This window comes from Micromonospora luteifusca (assembly GCF_016907275.1).
Taxonomy (GTDB): domain Bacteria; phylum Actinomycetota; class Actinomycetes; order Mycobacteriales; family Micromonosporaceae; genus Micromonospora; species Micromonospora luteifusca.
This window is the reverse complement of the sequence record NZ_JAFBBP010000001.1, coordinates 4055647-4073259: the sequence shown is the minus strand read 5'-3', so window position 1 is coordinate 4073259 and position 17613 is coordinate 4055647. Positions and strand designations below refer to the sequence as shown.

The 17613-nt window shown below is 71.5% G+C and carries 19 protein-coding genes; 7 read left to right on the top strand and 12 right to left on the bottom strand.

Features of this window, described 5'->3' with window-relative positions; genetic code table 11:
- Nucleotides 1–35: 35 nt before the first annotated feature.
- On the bottom strand, nt 36–875 hold the full coding sequence (locus JOD64_RS18565) for a hypothetical protein (RefSeq protein ID WP_204943372.1): 840 nt from the start codon (nt 873–875) through the stop codon (nt 36–38).
- 54 nt (nt 876–929) lie between these two features.
- Here JOD64_RS18565 and JOD64_RS18560 point away from each other — a divergent pair, with 54 nt between their 5' ends.
- The gene (locus JOD64_RS18560; protein WP_204943371.1) at nt 930–2093 is read left to right on the top strand and encodes a DNA recombination protein RmuC; all 1164 of its coding nucleotides are present in this window, start codon (nt 930–932) and stop codon (nt 2091–2093) included.
- A gap of 9 nt (nt 2094–2102) precedes the next feature.
- On the opposite strand, the gene JOD64_RS18555 is transcribed toward JOD64_RS18560, so the two are convergent.
- Nucleotides 2103–2537 (bottom strand): hypothetical protein, encoded by a 435-nt coding sequence (locus JOD64_RS18555; RefSeq protein WP_204943370.1) that lies wholly within the window; start codon nt 2535–2537, stop codon nt 2103–2105.
- 40 nt (nt 2538–2577) lie between these two features.
- Nucleotides 2578–3564: a 4-hydroxy-3-methylbut-2-enyl diphosphate reductase gene (locus JOD64_RS18550; protein WP_204943369.1), complete on the bottom strand. Its 987-nt coding sequence runs from the start codon at nt 3562–3564 to the stop codon at nt 2578–2580.
- Between the two features lie 153 nt (nt 3565–3717).
- On the opposite strand from JOD64_RS18550, the gene xseA reads away from it, so the two are divergent.
- Nucleotides 3718–4962, top strand: coding sequence for an exodeoxyribonuclease VII large subunit (gene xseA / locus JOD64_RS18545; protein WP_307813487.1), 1245 nt, complete (start codon nt 3718–3720; stop codon nt 4960–4962).
- Nucleotides 4963–5007: 45 nt separating this feature from the next.
- Nucleotides 5008–5229: an exodeoxyribonuclease VII small subunit gene (locus JOD64_RS18540; RefSeq protein WP_204943368.1), complete on the top strand. Its 222-nt coding sequence runs from the start codon at nt 5008–5010 to the stop codon at nt 5227–5229.
- 40 nt (nt 5230–5269) lie between these two features.
- Here the strand turns inward: JOD64_RS18540 and JOD64_RS18535 are convergent, their stop codons facing one another.
- Together JOD64_RS18535 and JOD64_RS18530 are read right to left on the bottom strand one after the other, a co-directional pair.
- On the bottom strand, nt 5270–6121 hold the full coding sequence (locus JOD64_RS18535) for a hypothetical protein (RefSeq protein WP_204943367.1): 852 nt from the start codon (nt 6119–6121) through the stop codon (nt 5270–5272).
- 314 nt (nt 6122–6435) lie between these two features.
- Entirely contained in the window at nt 6436–7083 is a 648-nt protein-coding gene (locus JOD64_RS18530) for a DUF4245 domain-containing protein (protein WP_204943366.1), read from the bottom strand.
- Nucleotides 7084–7242: 159 nt separating this feature from the next.
- Here JOD64_RS18530 and glpX point away from each other — a divergent pair, with 159 nt between their 5' ends.
- Together glpX and JOD64_RS18520 are read left to right on the top strand one after the other, a co-directional pair.
- A complete protein-coding gene (gene glpX, locus JOD64_RS18525; protein WP_204943365.1) occupies nt 7243–8274 on the top strand; it encodes a class II fructose-bisphosphatase in 1032 nt (343 codons plus the stop codon).
- Nucleotides 8271–9242, top strand: coding sequence for a DMT family transporter (locus tag JOD64_RS18520; protein WP_307813484.1), 972 nt, complete (start codon nt 8271–8273; stop codon nt 9240–9242). Before glpX ends, JOD64_RS18520 begins: the two co-directional genes overlap by 4 nt.
- Nucleotides 9243–9261: 19 nt before the next feature.
- On the opposite strand, the gene JOD64_RS18515 is transcribed toward JOD64_RS18520, so the two are convergent.
- From JOD64_RS18515 to JOD64_RS18485, 7 genes are all read right to left on the bottom strand, one after another.
- Nucleotides 9262–10947, bottom strand: coding sequence for a hypothetical protein (locus JOD64_RS18515; RefSeq protein ID WP_204943364.1), 1686 nt, complete (start codon nt 10945–10947; stop codon nt 9262–9264).
- A 65-nt stretch (nt 10948–11012) separates the two neighbouring features.
- Nucleotides 11013–11981, bottom strand: a complete 969-nt coding sequence (locus tag JOD64_RS18510; protein ID WP_204943363.1) for an NAD(P)/FAD-dependent oxidoreductase — start codon at nt 11979–11981, stop codon at nt 11013–11015.
- Nucleotides 11982–12086: 105 nt separating this feature from the next.
- A complete protein-coding gene (locus JOD64_RS18505) occupies nt 12087–12740 on the bottom strand; it encodes a rhomboid family intramembrane serine protease (RefSeq protein WP_184181466.1) in 654 nt (217 codons plus the stop codon).
- 115 nt (nt 12741–12855) lie between these two features.
- A complete protein-coding gene (locus tag JOD64_RS18500) occupies nt 12856–13533 on the bottom strand; it encodes an aggregation-promoting factor C-terminal-like domain-containing protein (protein ID WP_204943362.1) in 678 nt (225 codons plus the stop codon).
- Between the two features lie 277 nt (nt 13534–13810).
- Complete coding sequence (phoH2, locus tag JOD64_RS18495) at nt 13811–15226, bottom strand: RNA 5'-3' helicase PhoH2 (RefSeq protein ID WP_204943361.1); 1416 nt, start codon at nt 15224–15226, stop codon at nt 13811–13813.
- A gap of 410 nt (nt 15227–15636) precedes the next feature.
- On the bottom strand, nt 15637–15972 hold the full coding sequence (locus tag JOD64_RS18490; RefSeq protein WP_204943360.1) for a hypothetical protein: 336 nt from the start codon (nt 15970–15972) through the stop codon (nt 15637–15639).
- Nucleotides 15973–16003: 31 nt separating this feature from the next.
- Nucleotides 16004–16348: a hypothetical protein gene (locus JOD64_RS18485; protein ID WP_204943359.1), complete on the bottom strand. Its 345-nt coding sequence runs from the start codon at nt 16346–16348 to the stop codon at nt 16004–16006.
- A gap of 264 nt (nt 16349–16612) precedes the next feature.
- Between JOD64_RS18485 and JOD64_RS18480 the strand changes: the two genes are divergently transcribed.
- Together JOD64_RS18480 and JOD64_RS18475 are read left to right on the top strand one after the other, a co-directional pair.
- Nucleotides 16613–17056, top strand: a complete 444-nt coding sequence (locus tag JOD64_RS18480; RefSeq protein ID WP_204943358.1) for an XRE family transcriptional regulator — start codon at nt 16613–16615, stop codon at nt 17054–17056.
- 163 nt (nt 17057–17219) lie between these two features.
- Entirely contained in the window at nt 17220–17573 is a 354-nt protein-coding gene (locus JOD64_RS18475; RefSeq protein WP_204943357.1) for a hypothetical protein, read from the top strand.
- Nucleotides 17574–17613: the final 40 nt, after the last annotated feature.

The window sequence follows — 17613 nt, the reverse complement described above, 5'->3', positions numbered from 1 at the left end:
GGGGCCCGTTCCACAGGTAGGTCTGCGAACGACGGTCAGAAGTCGCCGCCGCCGAAATCCCCACCGCCGAAGTCGCCGCCGCCGAAACCGCCACCACCGAAGTCGCCGCCGCCGAAGTCGCCGCCGGAGTAGTCCCCACCGGCGTAGTCGCCGCCGCCGACGTCGCCACCCTGGTCGCCGCCGAAGTCCTGGTCGCCGCCGTCCCCGCCCTGCTCGGCGCCGTCGCCGAAGCCCTCCTGGTAGCCGGCGTCATAGCCGTACCCGGGGTCGGCGAAGGCGGGCGAGAAGAGCGCGTCGGCGATCAGGATGCCGCCGAGCACACCAGCCCCGGCGCCCAGCGCCGTCTTCCACCACGGTGTCGAATACCAGCCGGCCGGCACCGGTCGACCCTGATAACGCCCACCGGGGTAGTAATAGGGCGTTTCCCGGCCGGGCTGCGGACCGGCCCGGAAGGTCTGCCCCTGCACGTCGACCTCGCGCTCCTTGGTGAGCTGCCCGACGCCACGGGCGGCGGCCAGCGTCGGCACCTCGGGGCCCGGATCGATGCCCAGGGCGGTACGCGCCGCCCGGATGTACGCCAACCCCTCCAGCGCGGTCTCCCGGGCCAGCCCGAACTGGTGCGGCGTACGCGCCTGCTCCAGCTGCGAGCCTGCCGCGTTGTACCGCTCACCGGCATCGGCCAGCGCCTGGCGTACCGCCGGCTCTTCGCCGTGCAGGTTCATCAACTGGCCGCCGAGGCGCTCGTACCACCGTTGCGCCTCCGCCCGGGCGTCGCCGAGCTGGGTGCGCTGACGGGCGCTGGCCTGAGCGCGGACGAGCGCTGCGGCGCCCAGCGCACCGACCAGCACGACGGCGAGGCACAACACAAGTTCCATATCTTCGACCGTACTCCCGGCTGTCCCGTCGTAGCCGTCTGGCAAGCTCCGGTGATGGACGTCTCGACCCTGCTCCTGGTGATCGTGTGCCTCGGTGCTGGCGGGGCGGTGGGCTGGCTCGCGGCCCGGTCCCGGTCGGCCGCCGACATCGCCCGCCTCGATGCCACCCTGGCCGCCACCCGGGAGGGTGAGGGCCGGCTGGAGCAGTCCATGCGCGCCTTGGGCTATGAGGCCACCGCGCAGTCCCAGGAGGCGGTGGCCCGGGCGGTCGCCCCGCTGCACGACACCCTGCGGCGCTACGAGCAGCGGGTGGCCGAGCTGGAGCACGACCGGGTCGACGCGTATGCCGAGCTGCGCGAGCAGGTTCGTTCGATGACCGCCGTCTCCGGTGAGCTGCGCACCGAGACCAAGCAGCTGGTGGCGGCACTGCGGGCGCCACAGGTGCGGGGCCGCTGGGGCGAGCACCAACTGCGCCGGATCGTCGAGGCGGCCGGGATGTTGGAGCACTGCGACTTCTCCGAGCAGGTCACGGCCGCCACCGACCAGCAGGTCGTCCGACCGGATCTGGTGGTCCGACTGCACGGCGGCCGATCGGTGGTGGTGGACGCCAAGGCACCGTTCGACGCGTACCTGACGGCCATGGAGGCCCGCGACGAGCGCGGCCGGGACACCCACCTCGACGCGCACGCCCGGCACCTGCGGGGGCACGTCGACGCTCTGGCCGCCAAGTCCTACTGGTCGGCGTTCGACAACTCGCCGGAGTTCGTGGTGCTGTTCGTTCCCGCCGACCCGTTCCTCGACGTCGCGCTCCAACGTGACCCGACGCTGCTGGAGCACGCCTTCACCCGCAACGTGGTGCTGGCCACGCCGGCCACGCTGGTGGCCCTGCTTCGGACGGTCGCCTACTCCTGGCGACAGGAGGCGCTGGCCCGAAATGCGCTCGCGGTGCACACCCTCGCCCGGGAGCTGTACGGCCGGCTCTCCACCCTGGGCGACCACGTGGGTAAGCTCGGGTCGTCGCTGGCCGGTGCGGTGACCGCGTACAACCGGGCGGTCGGCTCGCTGGAGGCCCGGGTGCTGGTCAGCGCACGCAAGCTCGCCGAGTTGGGCGTCTCGGACGAGGAGTTGGCCACGCCCGCGCAGGTCGAGTTGACGCCCCGGCAGCCGCAGGCGCCCGAGCTGGCCGATCCGGCCGACGACGAGGTCTCGGCCCGGTAGCGCAGCTGGTCAGGACCGGCTGGCGCTCGCCACGACGAACGGGGTGCCCTGCTGGCAGGTGGTCATCATGCCGGGCTCGACCCGGCCGGTGACCTGCACCCGCGTACCCGGCTTCAGCACGTCGCGCGGCCCTCCGAGGAGCAGGTAGCCGTCGAGCAGTACGCAGTTGGGCTCCACGCCGCCCTGGACAGTGCCGGACAGGGTGGTGTGCCCAACCCCCGGTGGCGTGCTCGGACCGCCAGGCTTCGGACCCGTTGGCGGCTTGGATGGTGCGGGGTCGACCGTCGACGGCGGGGCGGTCGGGTCGGGCGGGGGCTGGCTGGTCACCGGCTGCGCTCCCGTCGGTGTCGGGGTGGGCGTGCCGCCTCCGGCGTCCTGGCTGCCGCAGGCGCTCAGCGCCACGCAGACGGTCAGCGCGGCAACAGCGAGCCGAAAGGTCCTCATGCCGAATCTGACGTGGGCCGGGCTGTTTTCGTTCCCGTGCTCAGCTGCGCGCCGCCGCGGCCTTCATGTCCCGCCTCAGCTCCTGCGGGAGCGAGAACGTGAGCCGCTCGGTGGCGGTGGTGATCTCCTCGACGTCGGCGAAGCCCCGCGCGGCGAGGTGAGCCAGCACGTCCTGGACGAGGTCGTCCGGGACGCTCGCGCCGGAGGTCAGGCCGACCGTGTTGGCCCCCTCCAGCCAGGCGTCGTCGATCTCGGCGGCGAAGTCGACCAGGTGACCGGCGCGGGCGCCCGCGTCCAGGGCGACCTCGACCAGGCGGACCGAGTTGGAGGAGTTTGTCGAGCCGACGACGATCACCACGTCGCACTCGGCGGCGATCTCCTTGACCACGTGCTGCCGGTTGGAGGTGGCGTAGCAGATGTCGTCGCTGGGCGGGGACTGCAGCAGCGGCAGTCGCTGCTTGAGCCGGGCCACCGTCTCCAGCGTCTCGTCCACCGAGAGCGTGGTCTGGGAGAGCCAGACGACCTTCTCCGGATCACGAACGGTGATCTTGTCGGCGCCGTCCGGGCCGTCGACCAGCTGGATGTGTGCGGGGGCCTCACCGGCCGTGCCGATGACCTCTTCGTGCCCCTCGTGGCCGATGAGCAGGATGTCGTAGTCCTCGGCGGCGAACCGCCTCGCCTCGTGGTGCACCTTGGTGACCAGCGGACAGGTCGCGTCGATCGCCTTCAGCGAACGCTGCTTGGCCTGCTCGTAGACCTCGGGAGCCACGCCGTGCGCGGAGAAGATGACGGTGGCCCCCACCGGCACCTCCTCGTTCTCCTCCACGAAGATCGCGCCCTGGGCCTCCAGGGTCTGCACCACGTGCTTGTTGTGCACGATCTGCTTGCGTACGTAGATCGGGGCACCGTAGAGCTTCAGTGCTTCCTCGACGGTCTGCACCGCGCGGTCGACACCTGCGCAGTAGCCGCGGGGCTTGGCCAGGAGCACGCGCTTGCCGGTCCGTGGAGTCGCCTCAGCCTCAGTCACCACCCCATCGTACGTGCCACCCCGGAACCCGGCACCGGCCCGCGACCCCCTCCCCCCTGCGTTGATCATGAGGTTGTTGCGGCGACACGCCGACACGGAGGGCAATAACTTCATGATCGACGGGCCAGGTGGGGTGGGTCGTAGGGTGGGCGGGTGAGCGAGGGTGGGCGGGTGGGGAGCAGTGGGGCCAGTAGTGGGGCCAGTAGCGCGGAGGAACCCTGGCCGGTGCGGGTGGTCAGCCAGAAGGTGGGGGCGTGGATCGCCAAGCTCGGCTGGGTGTGGGTGGACGGGCAGGTGGCGCAGATCAGCCGCCGCCCCGGAGCCAGCACCGTCTTCCTCACGCTACGTGACCCGTCGGCCGACCTGAGCCTGACCGTCACCACCAATCGGGACGTACTGGACGCCGGGGCACCGGAGCTGCGTGAAGGTGCCCGAGTGGTGCTGCACGCCAAGCCGGAGTTCTACGCCGCCCGGGGCACGCTGAGCCTGCGCGCCGACGAGATCCGCCAGGTCGGGCTCGGGGAGCTGCTGGCCCGGCTGGAGAAGCTCAAGAAGCTGCTCGCCGCCGAAGGGCTCTTCGACCGTTCCCGCAAGCGCCGACTGCCTTTCCTGCCCGGCCGGGTCGGGCTCATCACCGGTCGCGCGTCGGCGGCGGAACGGGACGTGCTGACCAACGCCCGGCGACGCTGGCCCGCGGTGGAGTTCCGCACTGTCAACGTGGCCGTGCAGGGCCCGTCCGCAGTGCCGCAGATCGTCGACGCGCTCAAGGTGCTGGACGCCGACCCGAGCATCGACGTGATCATCATCGCCCGGGGCGGCGGTGGCATCGAGGACCTGCTGCCCTTCTCCGACGAGGCGCTCTGCCGCGCGGTGTTCGGCTGTCGTACCCCGGTGGTCAGCGCGATCGGCCACGAGACGGACGCGCCGCTGATCGACTACGTCGCCGACGTCCGGGCCTCCACCCCGACCGACGCGGCCAAGCGGGTCGTCCCCGACCTCACCGAGGAGGTACGCCTCATCGGCCAGGCCCGACACCGTCTCGAACGGGCGGTGCGCAACCTGGTCGACCGCGAGACGCACCGGCTCGACGGGCTGCGGTCCCGGCCGGTGCTGGCCCGACCGCAGGTGATGGTGGAGCACCGGGCGACCGAGCTGGCCGCGTTACGCCAGCGGGCCGGCCGCTGCCTGGAGCACCGGCTCGCCGCCGCCGACGACGACCTGCGCCACACCCTCGCCCGGCTGCGCGCGCTCTCCCCCGCCGCCACCCTCGACCGGGGGTACGCGATCGTGCAGCGCGCGGACGGCCACGTCGTCCGCGCGGCGGCGGACGTCGGCAAGGGCGACCCGTTGCGGGTACGGCTGGCCGACGGCGAGCTGACCGCCACGGTCGACGGCTGAGTGGCGACGCGGTGACCCGGAAAGTGGTGTGCTGAGATGGACGCGATGACTGACGACACGAAGGCCGGGCCGGACGAACGGCTCAGTTACGAGCAGGCCCGCGCCGAACTGGCCTCGGTGGTCGAGCGGCTGGAGGCCGGCGGCACGTCCCTGGAGGAGTCGCTGGCGCTCTGGGAGCGCGGCGAGGCGCTGGCGGTGATCTGCCAGCGCTGGCTGGATGGCGCGCGGGCACGGATCGACGCCGCCCGGCAGGAGTCCACTTCCTGACCCGCCGATGGGGCGGCCGAAGCCGCCCCACCCGCGCATGTCAGTTGAACAGGCTGTACAGCTCGGCTGGCGCCTCGACGACCTGGTCCGCCGGCGGCTTCTGCGCGGCGGTGGCTGCGCCGTAGTCGGAGTACGTCATCCGAATCTCCTGGGCGGCGGTCTGCCCGGCAGCCGGCAACTGCAGCACCAGCTCGTTCAGGCGGCCCTGCGGGTCGACCTTCGCGGTGAACGGGACCGTCTTGGCCTGGGTCCCCAGCGCGGCGATCGTGGCGGCGTTCAGCGAGCCCGCCTCGGCGGCCTTGGTGACGTCGATGGTGCCGGCGTACGCGCCGGTGCCGGTGCTGCGGACCTCGGTGATGCCCTGGGTCAGAACCGCGCTGCCGGCCGGGTCGACCTTCTCGAAGTCGAAGCCGAGGCTGCGGTTGCCCTTGATCCGGGTCTGGTCCAGGTGCTGGTACTTGCCGAGGTTGAGCTGCTTGATGACGGGCAGGTTCTTGGCGGCGGGGCCGGCCAGCTCCAGCTTCACCCAGCTGTCCGGCTTGTAGTGGATGAGGTCGAGCTTCATCGTCAGATCGGACGAGGGGCCGCCGATCGCGACCTTCATCGCGGCGCTCTGGCTCGGCTGGTGCACCTGCCCCTCCGCCGTCGAGCCGGCCCCCGTGAGGGTGAACCGGAAGTTGCCGCTGCTGATCTCCTTGGTGGAGTCGAGCAGGGCCTGCTTGGCGTCGCCCGCCACCGGCGCGCCGCCGGACGGGGTCGCCGTGCCGGACGCGGTCACCGTCGGGGACGCCGTCGATCCGGGGGTGCCGGTTCCATTGCTGGCGCAGGCGGCCAGCGCGGGCGTGATCAGAGCGGCGGCTACCAGGCCGACGCCGAGTCGTCGAACAGTCATACGTGTCTCCCAAGAGGGTCACCCGACGACCTGGACGGCGCCGGAAACCGGGCGACGCGGCAGCACCGTCGGCCGCGTCGCGCGATCCGGACCGAGCAGCGCGCCCGGATCACTCCCTCTCTGTTCCCTGTTGACCCGTCGGACAATCACCTATCTGTCCGGTTGTCCGTGCGATCGGCGCCCGAATGAGCCCGGCGAACGAGGTCGGAGCGACCCCAGGCCGCCCCTTGACCAGTGCGTCACCTGCCGGACCTGAGCCGGGGCAGGCTAGCGGATCTTCACCGCCACGGGATCCGTCGATCGGCCGAGCCCGGTCAGCGCAACGCGCCGGCCAACTCCCGTAGCTCGTTGTCCCGGGCGTCGCCGATGACGATCACCGTCCGGGTCGGCTCCAGCAGGACCAGCGCCTGCTGGTTCCCCCGGGCCGTGTAGAGCTGCCAGGTCCGGCCGGCCAGCTCGGTGGGGCCCTGGGGCTGACCCTGGTCGGTCAACTCCGCGGGGAGCAGCCGCTCCGCCGGCACGCTGCTCTGCAGGAGTTGGACACCCCGCCCTTCCGGCGTGAGGTAGCCGATCCGCAGATTCGCACCGCCCTCGACGGTCTGATAGCGGGCGCTGACCGTCGACCAGCCGGAGCCCAGCCCCTGCGGCTGGCTCACCGGGAACGTGTTCGCCGCCCGGGCCTGTTCGATCGCCGGGGCCGGATCGACCGTGGTGGCCTGATCACCCCCGAGGAAGCCCCGATAGAACGCCAGCAGCAGCGCGATCGGGATGAGCAGCACCAGCAACGAGATCGCCATGTCCTTCGGCGACCGCTCGGACTTGGCGGCCTTCACCGGAGGCGGTGGTGTCGGATCGTTCCCGGCGGGCCCACCATCGGGGGCGGCGGGGACGTCGACCGGCGGCTGGCCGTCGGGCGGCGTGCGGTCGGCGGGTACGCGGTCGGCTGGCTGTGCGGGCTCCACCCCTCTATCTTCGCAGCCGCCCGACCGGCGGTATCCGGGCCATCACCGCCCCGCGCCATGGCCGGGTCGGCGATCGTGTGAGGATCAGCGACAGAGCCGGCAGTGGGGACCGCCCCGCAGCCGGTCGTCCCCGCACCGTCGCGAGGAGGAGCAGCCGTCATGACCAACACCAGGACGCGGATCCCACAGGATCTCGACCGAAACCTCGCCCTCGACCTGGTCCGGGTCACCGAGGCCGCGGCGATGGCCGCCGGCCGGTGGGTGGGCCGGGGCGACAAGGAGGGCGGCGATGGGGCCGCCGTCGACGCCATGCGCAAGCTGATCAACTCGATCCAGATGCGCGGCGTGGTGGTGATCGGCGAGGGCGAGAAGGACAACGCCCCGATGCTCTTCAACGGCGAACACGTCGGCGACGGCACCGGCCCGGAGGTGGACGTCGCCGTCGACCCGGTCGACGGCACCACCCTGATGAGCAAGGGCATGCCGAACGCCGTGGCGGTGCTCGCCGTCTCCGAGCGCGGTGCGATGTTCGACCCCAGCGCCGTTTTCTACATGGAGAAGCTCGCCGTCGGGCCGGCGTACGCCGATGTGGTGGACATCAACGCCGGTGTGGCCGAGAACCTGCGCCGGATCGCCAAGGTCAAGGGCACCGACGTCTCCGAGGTGACGGTCTGCGTGCTGGACCGGAGCCGCCACGACGACCTGGTCGCACAGATTCGCCGGACCGGGGCGGGCATCCGGTTCATCTCCGACGGCGACATTGCGGGCTCCATCGCGGCCGCCCGCGGCGAGTCGGAGGTCGACGTGCTGATGGGCATCGGCGGCACCCCGGAGGGCATCATCTCCGCCTGTGCGCTGAAGTGCATGGGCGGGGCGATGCAGGCCAAGCTCTGGCCGCGCGACGAGCAGGAGCGGGAGAAGGCGATCGCCGCCGGGCACGACCTGGACCGGGTGCTGGGCACCGATGATCTGGTCACCGGAGACAACTGCTTCTTCGTGGCGACCGGCGTCACCTCCGGAGACCTGCTGCGCGGGGTGCGCTACCGGGCCGGCGGCGCGTACACCCAGTCGATTGTGATGCGGTCGAAGAGCGGCACGATCCGGGTGATCGACTCTTACCACCGGTTGGAGAAGCTGGCGCTCTACTCCGCCGTCGACTTCGACGGTCGTCCGCTGGCCGAGCAGGAGTGATCGCCACCGACACGGCGACCCCGCAGACCCTGCCGGCCGCCCGCCGAATCACCGGCGTCGCGCTGGCGTCGATCTCCGGGGTCGCGGTGGCGGTGCAGTCCCGAATCAACGGCGAGCTGGGAGTACGCCTGGCCGACGGGTTCGCCGCCGCGGTGTTCTCGTTCGGCATCGGCCTGTTGGTGCTCCTGGTGCTGGTGCCCGCCACCTCCGGCGGGCGGCGTGGTCTGGTCGCGGTGCGGCGCGCACTCACGATGGGCACGCTGCGGCCGTGGCAGTGCCTCGGCGGGATGTGTGGGGCGTTCCTGGTGGCCACCCAGGGTCTCACCATCGGTTCGCTGGGTGTCGCGGTCTTCACCGTGGCGGTGGTCGCCGGCCAGTCCGGCAGCAGCCTCGCCGTGGACCGGGCCGGGATCGGGCCGACCGGCCGGCAGGCGGTCACCCGGCAGCGGCTCACCGGTGCGGTGCTCACCGTCCTCGCGGTCGGTTTGGCGGTGGGTGACCGACTGGGCGACCCGGGCGCACTGGCGCTGGCCCTGCTGCCCCTGCTCGCCGGGGTGGGTATCGCCTGGCAGCAGGCGGTCAACGGACGGGTCCGCGCGGCGGCCGACAGCGCGTTGACTGCCACGCTTGTCAACTTCGCCGTCGGCACGGTCACCCTGCTCGTCGCGTTCGCCATCGACATCGCCGTACGCGGCTGGCCGGCTGGCCACCTGCCCACCGAGCCGTGGCTCTACCTGGGCGGCCCGATCGGCATCGTGTTCATCGCGATCGCCGCGGCGATCGTGCGCTTCACCGGGGTGCTGCTGCTCGGCCTGGCCACCATCGCGGGTCAGATCGTGGGGGCGGTCCTGCTGGACCTGCTGTCGCCCACAGCCGCCTCACACCCCGGCCTGAACACCCTGCTCGGGGCCGCGCTGACCATGGTGGCGGTGCTGATCGCCGCGTTGGCGCCACCCGCCCGCCGCTGACCGGCCTCCCGCCGAATGTTCAGCGCGGCGGCAGCTGCGACGGGTACGGCGGATCAGACACCGCCGGCGGGTAGGGCGGGGGCGGCGGGTAGGGCGCATACGGCGGGTAGGGCGCATACGGCGGGTAGGGCGGGCGCGGCGGATACCGACGCTCGTACGCGCGGGCCGGGTCGACCAGCCTGGCGATCCGGATGGCCAGCAGCACGCCCGGCACCGTGGCCAGCAGGGCGAGCGCCACCGCGACCCTGCTCTGCGACGGGGTGCCGACCAGCCAACCGGCGAGCGGCAACCCGGACAGCAGCACGGTGAGCAGCAGCCCGGTGAGCACCCAACCGACCCAGCGGGTCAGCGCGCCCTGGTAGGAGGCTCGGACGATCAGGGCCACCGCCGTCACGACACCTGTTGGCAGCACGACGAGCAGCAGGGCATCGAACGTCAAAAGGTCATCCTCGCGCTCCCATACCCCGGCCACGACCATCCCCGCGACCAGCACCAATACGCCGCCGACGAAACCCCACCAGCGCGGACCTCCACCGCGGCGAATCGCCAGGTGACAAGCGAGCACGGTGACCGTGATGCCGAGGGTCAGGGCGAGCGCGATCGCGAGCACCAGGTCGGTCTGGCGGCCGCCGGGTGTGCCGCCGTCCAGCGGGGGCGGATCGTCCCAGCGGGTGCCCTCCAGTTCCGTCTGAGCGAGGAAGCCGTCGCGTTGCCATCCGCCGTCCGACCTCCGGTGCAGGATGCCGTCCCGACCGTTGGCGACCAGCACCTCGTGGCCACCGCCGACGGCGGGATAGACGATCAGCTCCCGGGAGGCGAAGTGCTGGTCGATGTCGCCCGGGCTCTCCTGCTGGCGCGCCAACTCCTCGCGCTGCCCGTCCGGCAGCTCCCAGGCGACCCGCCAGGTCACACCGGCGTCGTCACTCTGCTCCACCCGCAGGTGCCCGGCGACCGCCCGGTAGCAGCGCCGGGGCTCGTCCGGTACGCACGCCTGCCGGCGAGGAGAGTCCTGGTCGTCCAGTCGCTCCCGCTCGCTCTCGGTAGCCGGCCGCCAGGTGGTCCCCCCGTCCTCGCTGACCGACCACTGTCCGTCCGCCGGCCCGATCGGCCAGGTCTCGCTGCTGTATCCCGACCCGAACGACACCGCCGGATGACCATCAAGCAGGGCGGCCCCCACGGCGTACGGGTAATGGATCACGCTGGTGGCGGCCACCGCCAACACCGCTGGCGGTAACACCACCAGCAGTCGGACCAGACGGGCGGCCCGTTGGCGCACCGGTCGGCGACGCGACCGCGTCCAACTCCACCAGGCCAGGCCGAGCGCCGGCAGGGTGAGCAGATCGGTCCGGTCGGCCCGGACCAGCGACGGCCCGGCCAGCACGGTCCAGGCCGACGAGGCGAGTTCGGCCGCGTACCCGCTGGTCTTGACGAGCGCGAACCCGGCACCTACGGCGACCAGGCCAGCCAGCGCGGCGGCCCGGGCCGGCAACCGCGGCACCAGGAGGGTCAGCAGCACCGCGACCAGCGGCGGGGCGAGCACGAGACCGGCGACGTCGCTCAGCTTGCCGGTCAACAGGCCGGGCAGCGCCGCCTTCAGCAGGTGGTCGTTGACCACCAGGACGACCAGTGCGAGCAGGGTGACCGGGTGGCAGAGCCAGGCCAGCGTCGTCGGCGCGCCGTCTCGCGGTGTCTCGGGGCCCGTCATCCCCTCAGGGTCGGGTCGGCGCGTCTCGATCCGGACACGGGGCGGTCTGTGTCCGGTACCGACGGTCAGCCGGCATCGGAGGAGTGCCCGGGGAACAGGTGTGCGCTCGGGTCGATGGCCACAGCCGCGTTGTTGACCGCCGTCGCGGCCTCACCGAACCCGGTGGCGATCAGCCGGACCTTGCCCGGGTATTCGGTGATGTCACCCGCGGCGAAGACCCTCGGCAGGTTCGTCGCCATCGCGCTGTCCACCAGGATGTGCCGGCGGTCCAGCCGGAGACCCCACTCGGCCAGTGGGCCCAGGTCGGCGGTGAAGCCGAGGGCGGCCACCACGGTGTCCACCGGGAGCGTCTCGGTGGCACCACCGCGGACGGTCACCTCGGCGCCGGTCACCGTGCCGTCCCCGATCAGCCGGCTGACCTCGGCGTTGACCACCACCCGCACCGGCAGCGACAGCACTCGGGCGACCGTCGAGGCGTGCGCCCGGAACTTCTCCCGTCGGTGCACCAGGGTCACCGAACGGGCCAACGGCTGCAGCGCCAGCGCCCAGTCGAAGGCCGAGTCGCCGCCACCGACGATCAGCACGTCCCGGTCGGTCAGCTCGGTCGGGTCGGTGACGAAGTAGACGATCCCGGTGCCGGGGGCGCCGTCGGCGCACGGCAGTGGCCGGGGGCTGAAGCTGCCGAGGCCGCCGGTGACGACGACCGCGCCGCAGCCGAGCTGCTCGCCGCCGGCCAGGCCGAGCACCGGGTGATCATCGGCGTACGAGAGTTTCTCGGCACGGGTGCCGAGCAGGTATCGGGGCGCGAACGGGGCGGCCTGGGCGACCAGGTTGGCCACCAGGTCCCGACCCTTGACGGCGGGGAAGCCGGCCACGTCGAGGATCAACTTTTCCGGGTACATGGCGGTGACCTGACCGCCCGGCTCTGGCAGCGCGTCGATCACCGCCACCGACAACCCCCGGAACCCTGCGTAGTACGCGGCGAAGAGACCGGCCGGACCGGCCCCGATCACGGCGACATCGACCTCGCGCATGGCGTACCGTCGCTTTCCGCTTACGGATCAACGCTTGCTGATCTCGACCGTAGGCGGACGGCGGCGGTCGGGCAAGCACGTCCCAGAGGCGCGCCGAGGAATTGGTCAGGGCAGGCTGAGCGTGGAACCCGAGTAGTCCGGGCCATCCACGGCCGGCCGCCGACGGCGGAACAGGATCGCCGCCACCACCCCGCCGAGCAGCCCGAACAGGTGGCCCTGCCAGGAGATCCGCTCGTCGGTGGGAAGGATGCCGACCAGTTGCCAGCCGTAGAGCAGGCCGACCAGCAGGAAGACCGCGAAGTTCCACCAGCTGCGCTCGACGATGCCCCGGGTGAGCAGGATGCCCAGGTAGCCGAAGATGACGCCGCTGGCGCCGACGACCACCGAGTTGGGTGAGCCGGTGAACCAGACGCCGAGCCCGCTGACCAGGATGATGACCAGGGTCGACCAGAGAAACCGGCGGGCGCCGGCGGCCAGGACGAAGGTGCCCAGCAGGATCAGCGGAATGCTGTTGCTGTAGAGGTGGTCGAAGCCGTGGTGGAGGAACGGGGAGAAGAAGACCCCGTCCAGCCCGTCGATGCGCTGCGGGATGATGCCGGCGGTGGCGTCCAGGCCGAACGCGAGCCCCTGGTCGACGGCCTCGATGAGGAAGAGGAACGGGATCACCGCACACATGGCGACGAATGCCCGGCCGAGGGCGGCGTAGAACGCCTCGGTGCCGAACCGGTAGGGGTCGCCACTTGACGGGTGCAGGGTCACCCCACAACTGCTATCAGCAAAAGCGGCCGACCGCCACTCGCGTCCCGTCCGAGCAGACCGGTGTACGCGCGACGGCGGGGCGGTTGGTCGCCCACCCGCCCCGCCGTCGACACCGTCAGTAGTGGCCGTTGTTCTGGAAGTAGCTCCAGGCGCCGCAGGGCGTCTTGTACCTGCCCTTGATGTAGCCCAGCCCCCACGTGATCTGGGTGGCCGGGTTCGTCCGCCAGTCGCTGGCGACGCTACCCATCTTGCTGCCCGGCAGGGCCTGCGGGATCCCGTACGCCCCGGACGAGGAGTTGTTGGCCTTGTGGTTCCAGCCGCTCTCCTTGGTCCAGAGCTTCTCCAGGCAGGGGAACTCGGCGATGCCGAAGCCCGCGCCGATCATCAGCGCGCAGCCGGTCTTGCGGTTGCCGCTGAACTCCTCGCAGGACGCCGGGATCGGCCCGGTGTACGGCTTGGCGGTCGCGTTGGCCGCCGCACGCTCACGCTTGCGGGACGCCGCGGCGGCCTCGGCCTTGCGGGCCCGCTCGGCGGCTTCCTTGGCGGCCTCCGCCGCGCGCAGCTTGGCCTGGTATTCGGCGGCCCGCTGCTGGGCGAACTTCACCTGGTGGGCGGCCTGCCGCTCCCGCTGGTAGGCGAGATCGGCCCGGTCGACCTCGAGGCCGACCTGCGCGGTCAGGCCCTGTTGCTGGGTTTCCCGGTCGTCGCCCAGGTAGAAGCCACCGGCAACGCCCACGGAGAGCAGCGCCACAGCAGCCGTACGGGCACCCAACCGGCTCCACAGCCGACTCACGAAGTGGTCCCTTCGTCGGGGGCAAGGACGCGGCGCGGCGCGGGCCACAGGCGGGCCGTCAGCCGTGCCACGAGCGCCCCGACCGGTTGCCGGTCGCGCTGACGCACCGACCGCCGCCGATGTCGTCCGTCTCGGGACGAACGATCACCAACGATACCGATGGTGCGTGGACGCTCGTGGGACACGATTGCGCACAGTGAGGCTGATGGGAAACCAACCGCCCTGTTTGTGATTTGTGCCACACTTCAAATGCGGACAAAAGCCCGCATAAGCACCTTTAGATCGGGATGTCCTCCAGAAGATCCGTGACCATCGCGGCGATCGGAGACCGCTCCGAACGGCTGAGGGTGACATGAGCGAACAGCGGATGACCCTTGAGCGCCTCGATGACAGCGGTCACCCCGTCATGCCGGCCGACCCGCAGATTGTCCCGCTGGGCCACGTCGTGCGTCAGCACCACCCGGGAGCCCTGCCCGATCCGCGACAGCACGGTCAACAGCACCCCACGCTCGAGCGACTGGGCCTCGTCCACGATCACGTAGGCATCGTGCAGGCTGCGCCCCCGGATGTGGGTCAGCGGCAGCACCTCGAGGATGCCCCGCGAGGTGACCTCCTCCAGCACGTTCTCATGCACCACCGCGCCGAGCGTGTCGAAGACCGCCTGGGCCCACGGCGACATCTTCTCCGACTCCGACCCCGGCAGGTAGCCCAACTCCTGACCACCGACGGCGTACAACGGGCGGAACACGATCACCTTCTTGTGCCGGCGACGCTCCATCACCGCCTCCAGCCCGGCGCAGAGCGCCAGCGCCGACTTGCCGGTGCCGGCCCGGCCGCCAAGCGAGACGATTCCGATCGCCTCGTCGAGCAACAGGTCGAGAGCAATACGCTGCTCGGCCGAGCGGCCGTGCAACCCGAACGCCTCCCGGTCGCCCCGGACCAACCGGACCGACTTGTCCGGCAGCACCCGGCCGAGCGCGGAGCCACGCCCCGAGTGCAGCACCAGGCCGGTGTGGCAGGGCAGCCCGGCAGCCTCGTCGAGGTCGAGCGTCTCGCCGGCGTACAGCTGGCCGATCTGCTCCTCGCTCAACTCCATCTCGGACATGCCCGTCCAGGTCGGGTCGCTGGCCTGGCCGTGGCGGTACTCATCGGCCCGCAGGCCCACCGAGGCCGCCTTGACCCGCAGCGGCATGTCCTTGCTGACCAGGGTCACCTCCCGCCCCTCGGCGGCGAGGTTGAGCGCGACGGAGAGGATCCGGGCGTCGTTGCTCTCGGTGCGGAAACCGGGCGGCAACACGCCGTCGTCGGTGTGGTTGAGCTCCACCCGCAGGGTGCCACCGACGTCGTTGGCGGGCACCGGTCGGTCGAGTCGGCCATGCCGGACCCGAAGATCGTCGAGCATCCGTAGCGACTGCCGGGCGAACCAGCCCAGCTCCGGATGGTGCCGCTTGCCCTCCAGTTCGGTGATGACCACCAGCGGCAGCACCACCTCATGCTCCGCGAACCGGTGGAACGCCGCCGGATCGGAGAGCAGCACGGAAGTGTCCAGGACAAAGGCCTGGCCGGCTGGTCGCGGCTCCTTGGGGTCAGCCGGCGCGGCGGCCGCCGAACGGCGGCTCCTGGTGGCGCGGCGGGTCGTGGCAGTCGCGGCCGGGGTCTGGTCGGCACCGGCGGTGGTACGGCGAGTCGTCACAGGCCTGCTCCGACGGATGGGCACCCGCCACCCGTGTTCCGCCTCCTCCGGTGCCCGGGGACACGGGGTCGGATGCGGAACCCCATGCGCGAGGTCGCAGATCCGGGCGGACCGGCTGGCTCGGGAGAACCCCGTGCCATGCCTAGACGCTAGCCCCGCCGGACCCTTCCGGCTAGAGGCCGGACGTGGATCTCCCAAGACGGGTGTGCGCACACCCGCCGGTCGGGGCCCTCACCAGCGCGGATGCCGACGGTGGGCGCGGCGGAACCGGCCGGGATGCATGCCCCCTGCGCGCATCCCGGCCGGGTGGGGCCACCGTCACCGGTCTGACGTGACCCCAACGGTGCGTGTCCGCCGCGGACGACGCACCGCGTTCATGGCGCCGGCCGCCGGGCTGGTGCCCACCGACCTCAGCCGGTACGTCGAACGAGCGTGCCGGTCGGGTGCCGTCCGGTGATCGGGGCGGCCGGCGCGGAGAACGACGAGCCGGTGTACGTGGTGCCGGGGCGGGCGACGGTGGCCGCCGAGCGGACGGCGCCAGCCGGGGAGACCGACAGGGCGGAGGCGATCGCCGCCTGTGCGTCGCGACGACGCCGGTTCCAGGCGCCCCGGTCACCGTCGAAGTAGCCCTGCCGGTAGCCGAAGCGGTAGCCGATGCGGTAACTGAGCTGCCCGTGCAACCGGCCGGCGGCGTAGCTGGTGGCGCCGAGCACCAGGACGAGGAACACCGCGAGGAACGGGCTCATCGGGCAACTCCGGCCCAGCCGGGACGCCAGGTCATCGCTCCTCCGGCTCGATCGTGGTGGGATCCGCGACGAGCAGCCGGTCCAGGTCGTCGGTGCTGACCTCCTCGACCAGCTCGACGCTGATCCGGCAGCCGTCCAGCACGATCTCGGCCATCGAGGACCGGCGGATCTCGCCGCCGGCGTCGTAGACCCGGACGCTCAGCTCCGGGCAGCCGAGATGGGTACGCCAGGCGTTCCACTCGGCGCGGTCGCCGACGCTCAGCGACAGGTAGCGGCAGCCTCGGGCGAGGTAGAGGCGCCAGGGGGCGGTCAGCCCCGCGGCCACCCCCTCGGCGATCAGCCCGAAGGCCTGGGCGCGGGTGGCGAGCTCGGTCACCACACCCCCTTGGCACCGGGGGCATGACGCATGTGAGCACCAATCGTCTCATGCACGTGACACACCGTAGATTGTCCCATGGGCGTGACAGTATCAGCTTTTCGTCCGCTTACGTTCGCCACTATGGGCATCTATTCTGCCCGCGTGACACCCCTCAACCGTGGCACAGAATCGTTTACCGGAAATCCGAAGATCCCGTCACGTCCGCGTGACAGTGGCGAGCCGGGGCACACGCCCGCAACCGGCTGGCCGTACCGTCACGGGGTGACCGAGACGGCCAATGCGCGGAAGATCGCCTTCGCCACCTTCGTCCGGCGCGCCCTGGACGAGGCGCGGGCGACCCGGGCCTGGAGTGGCACCGAGGTGTCCCGGCGGACCGGCGTCTCCCGGCAGACCATCAACCGGTGGGTTCGAGGCGACTGGGCCAGCGACCCGGAGGCCGAACGGGTGGTCGCCTTCTGCGAGGGCCTGGGGTTGAACCCGGCCGCCGCCTTCGCCGCACTCGGCTGGGACCGCACCGCGACCGGCCCCCGTGCCGGCCAGCCCGCCCCTCCGATGGACCCCGACGTGGAGGCACTGCTGCGCCGCCTGGTCGATCCGAACGTGTCGGACGCGGAGAAGTTCCACATCCGCGAAACCATCAGATACCTCGCATACCGTCCAACGTTGCCGGTCGATGTCCGCAATAGGGGCAATCAGGCAGGGTAGTTCCTCAGATAGCGAAAGAACGCCTGGTCGGGTTCATTCGTTTGGCTCCGGGGCTGGAACGGGCACGCTAGCGTCCCTATTCGTACTGCTTGGGCTCGTCATCGGCGGGGGGGACGGGACAAGGCCGAACCCAGCCCTGCGGGACATAAGGAGGGGTCTGCCCATGACCCTGAAGTGGTTGGCAGTCGTGGTCGCGACGGTGTCGATGACACTGTGGGCGACCGGTAACGCGGTGACCCTCGCGGTCAACGGCGGGCAGCTTCCGCTGCTCGTCAACCTTTTTGTGCTCATCGCCGCCGGCACCGCGGTCGTCCTGGCCGTCGTCGCCGAGCTGCACGAGCGGATGAACGACCGGATCAGCGCGCTCACCGAGTTCCTGGTGGCCCGGCTCAACGAGATCGAGAACCACACCGGCGATCGCAACACCGGGTTCGTGGAGGGCTACCTGTTGAGCCACGGCCAGGAGGCGGCGGTGGTGCCGTTCGGCCGGCGCGGACGAGGAGCCGCCGAACGCTGATCGCGTAGCGCCAAACGGGTCCGCTCGGCCAGGAATGAGC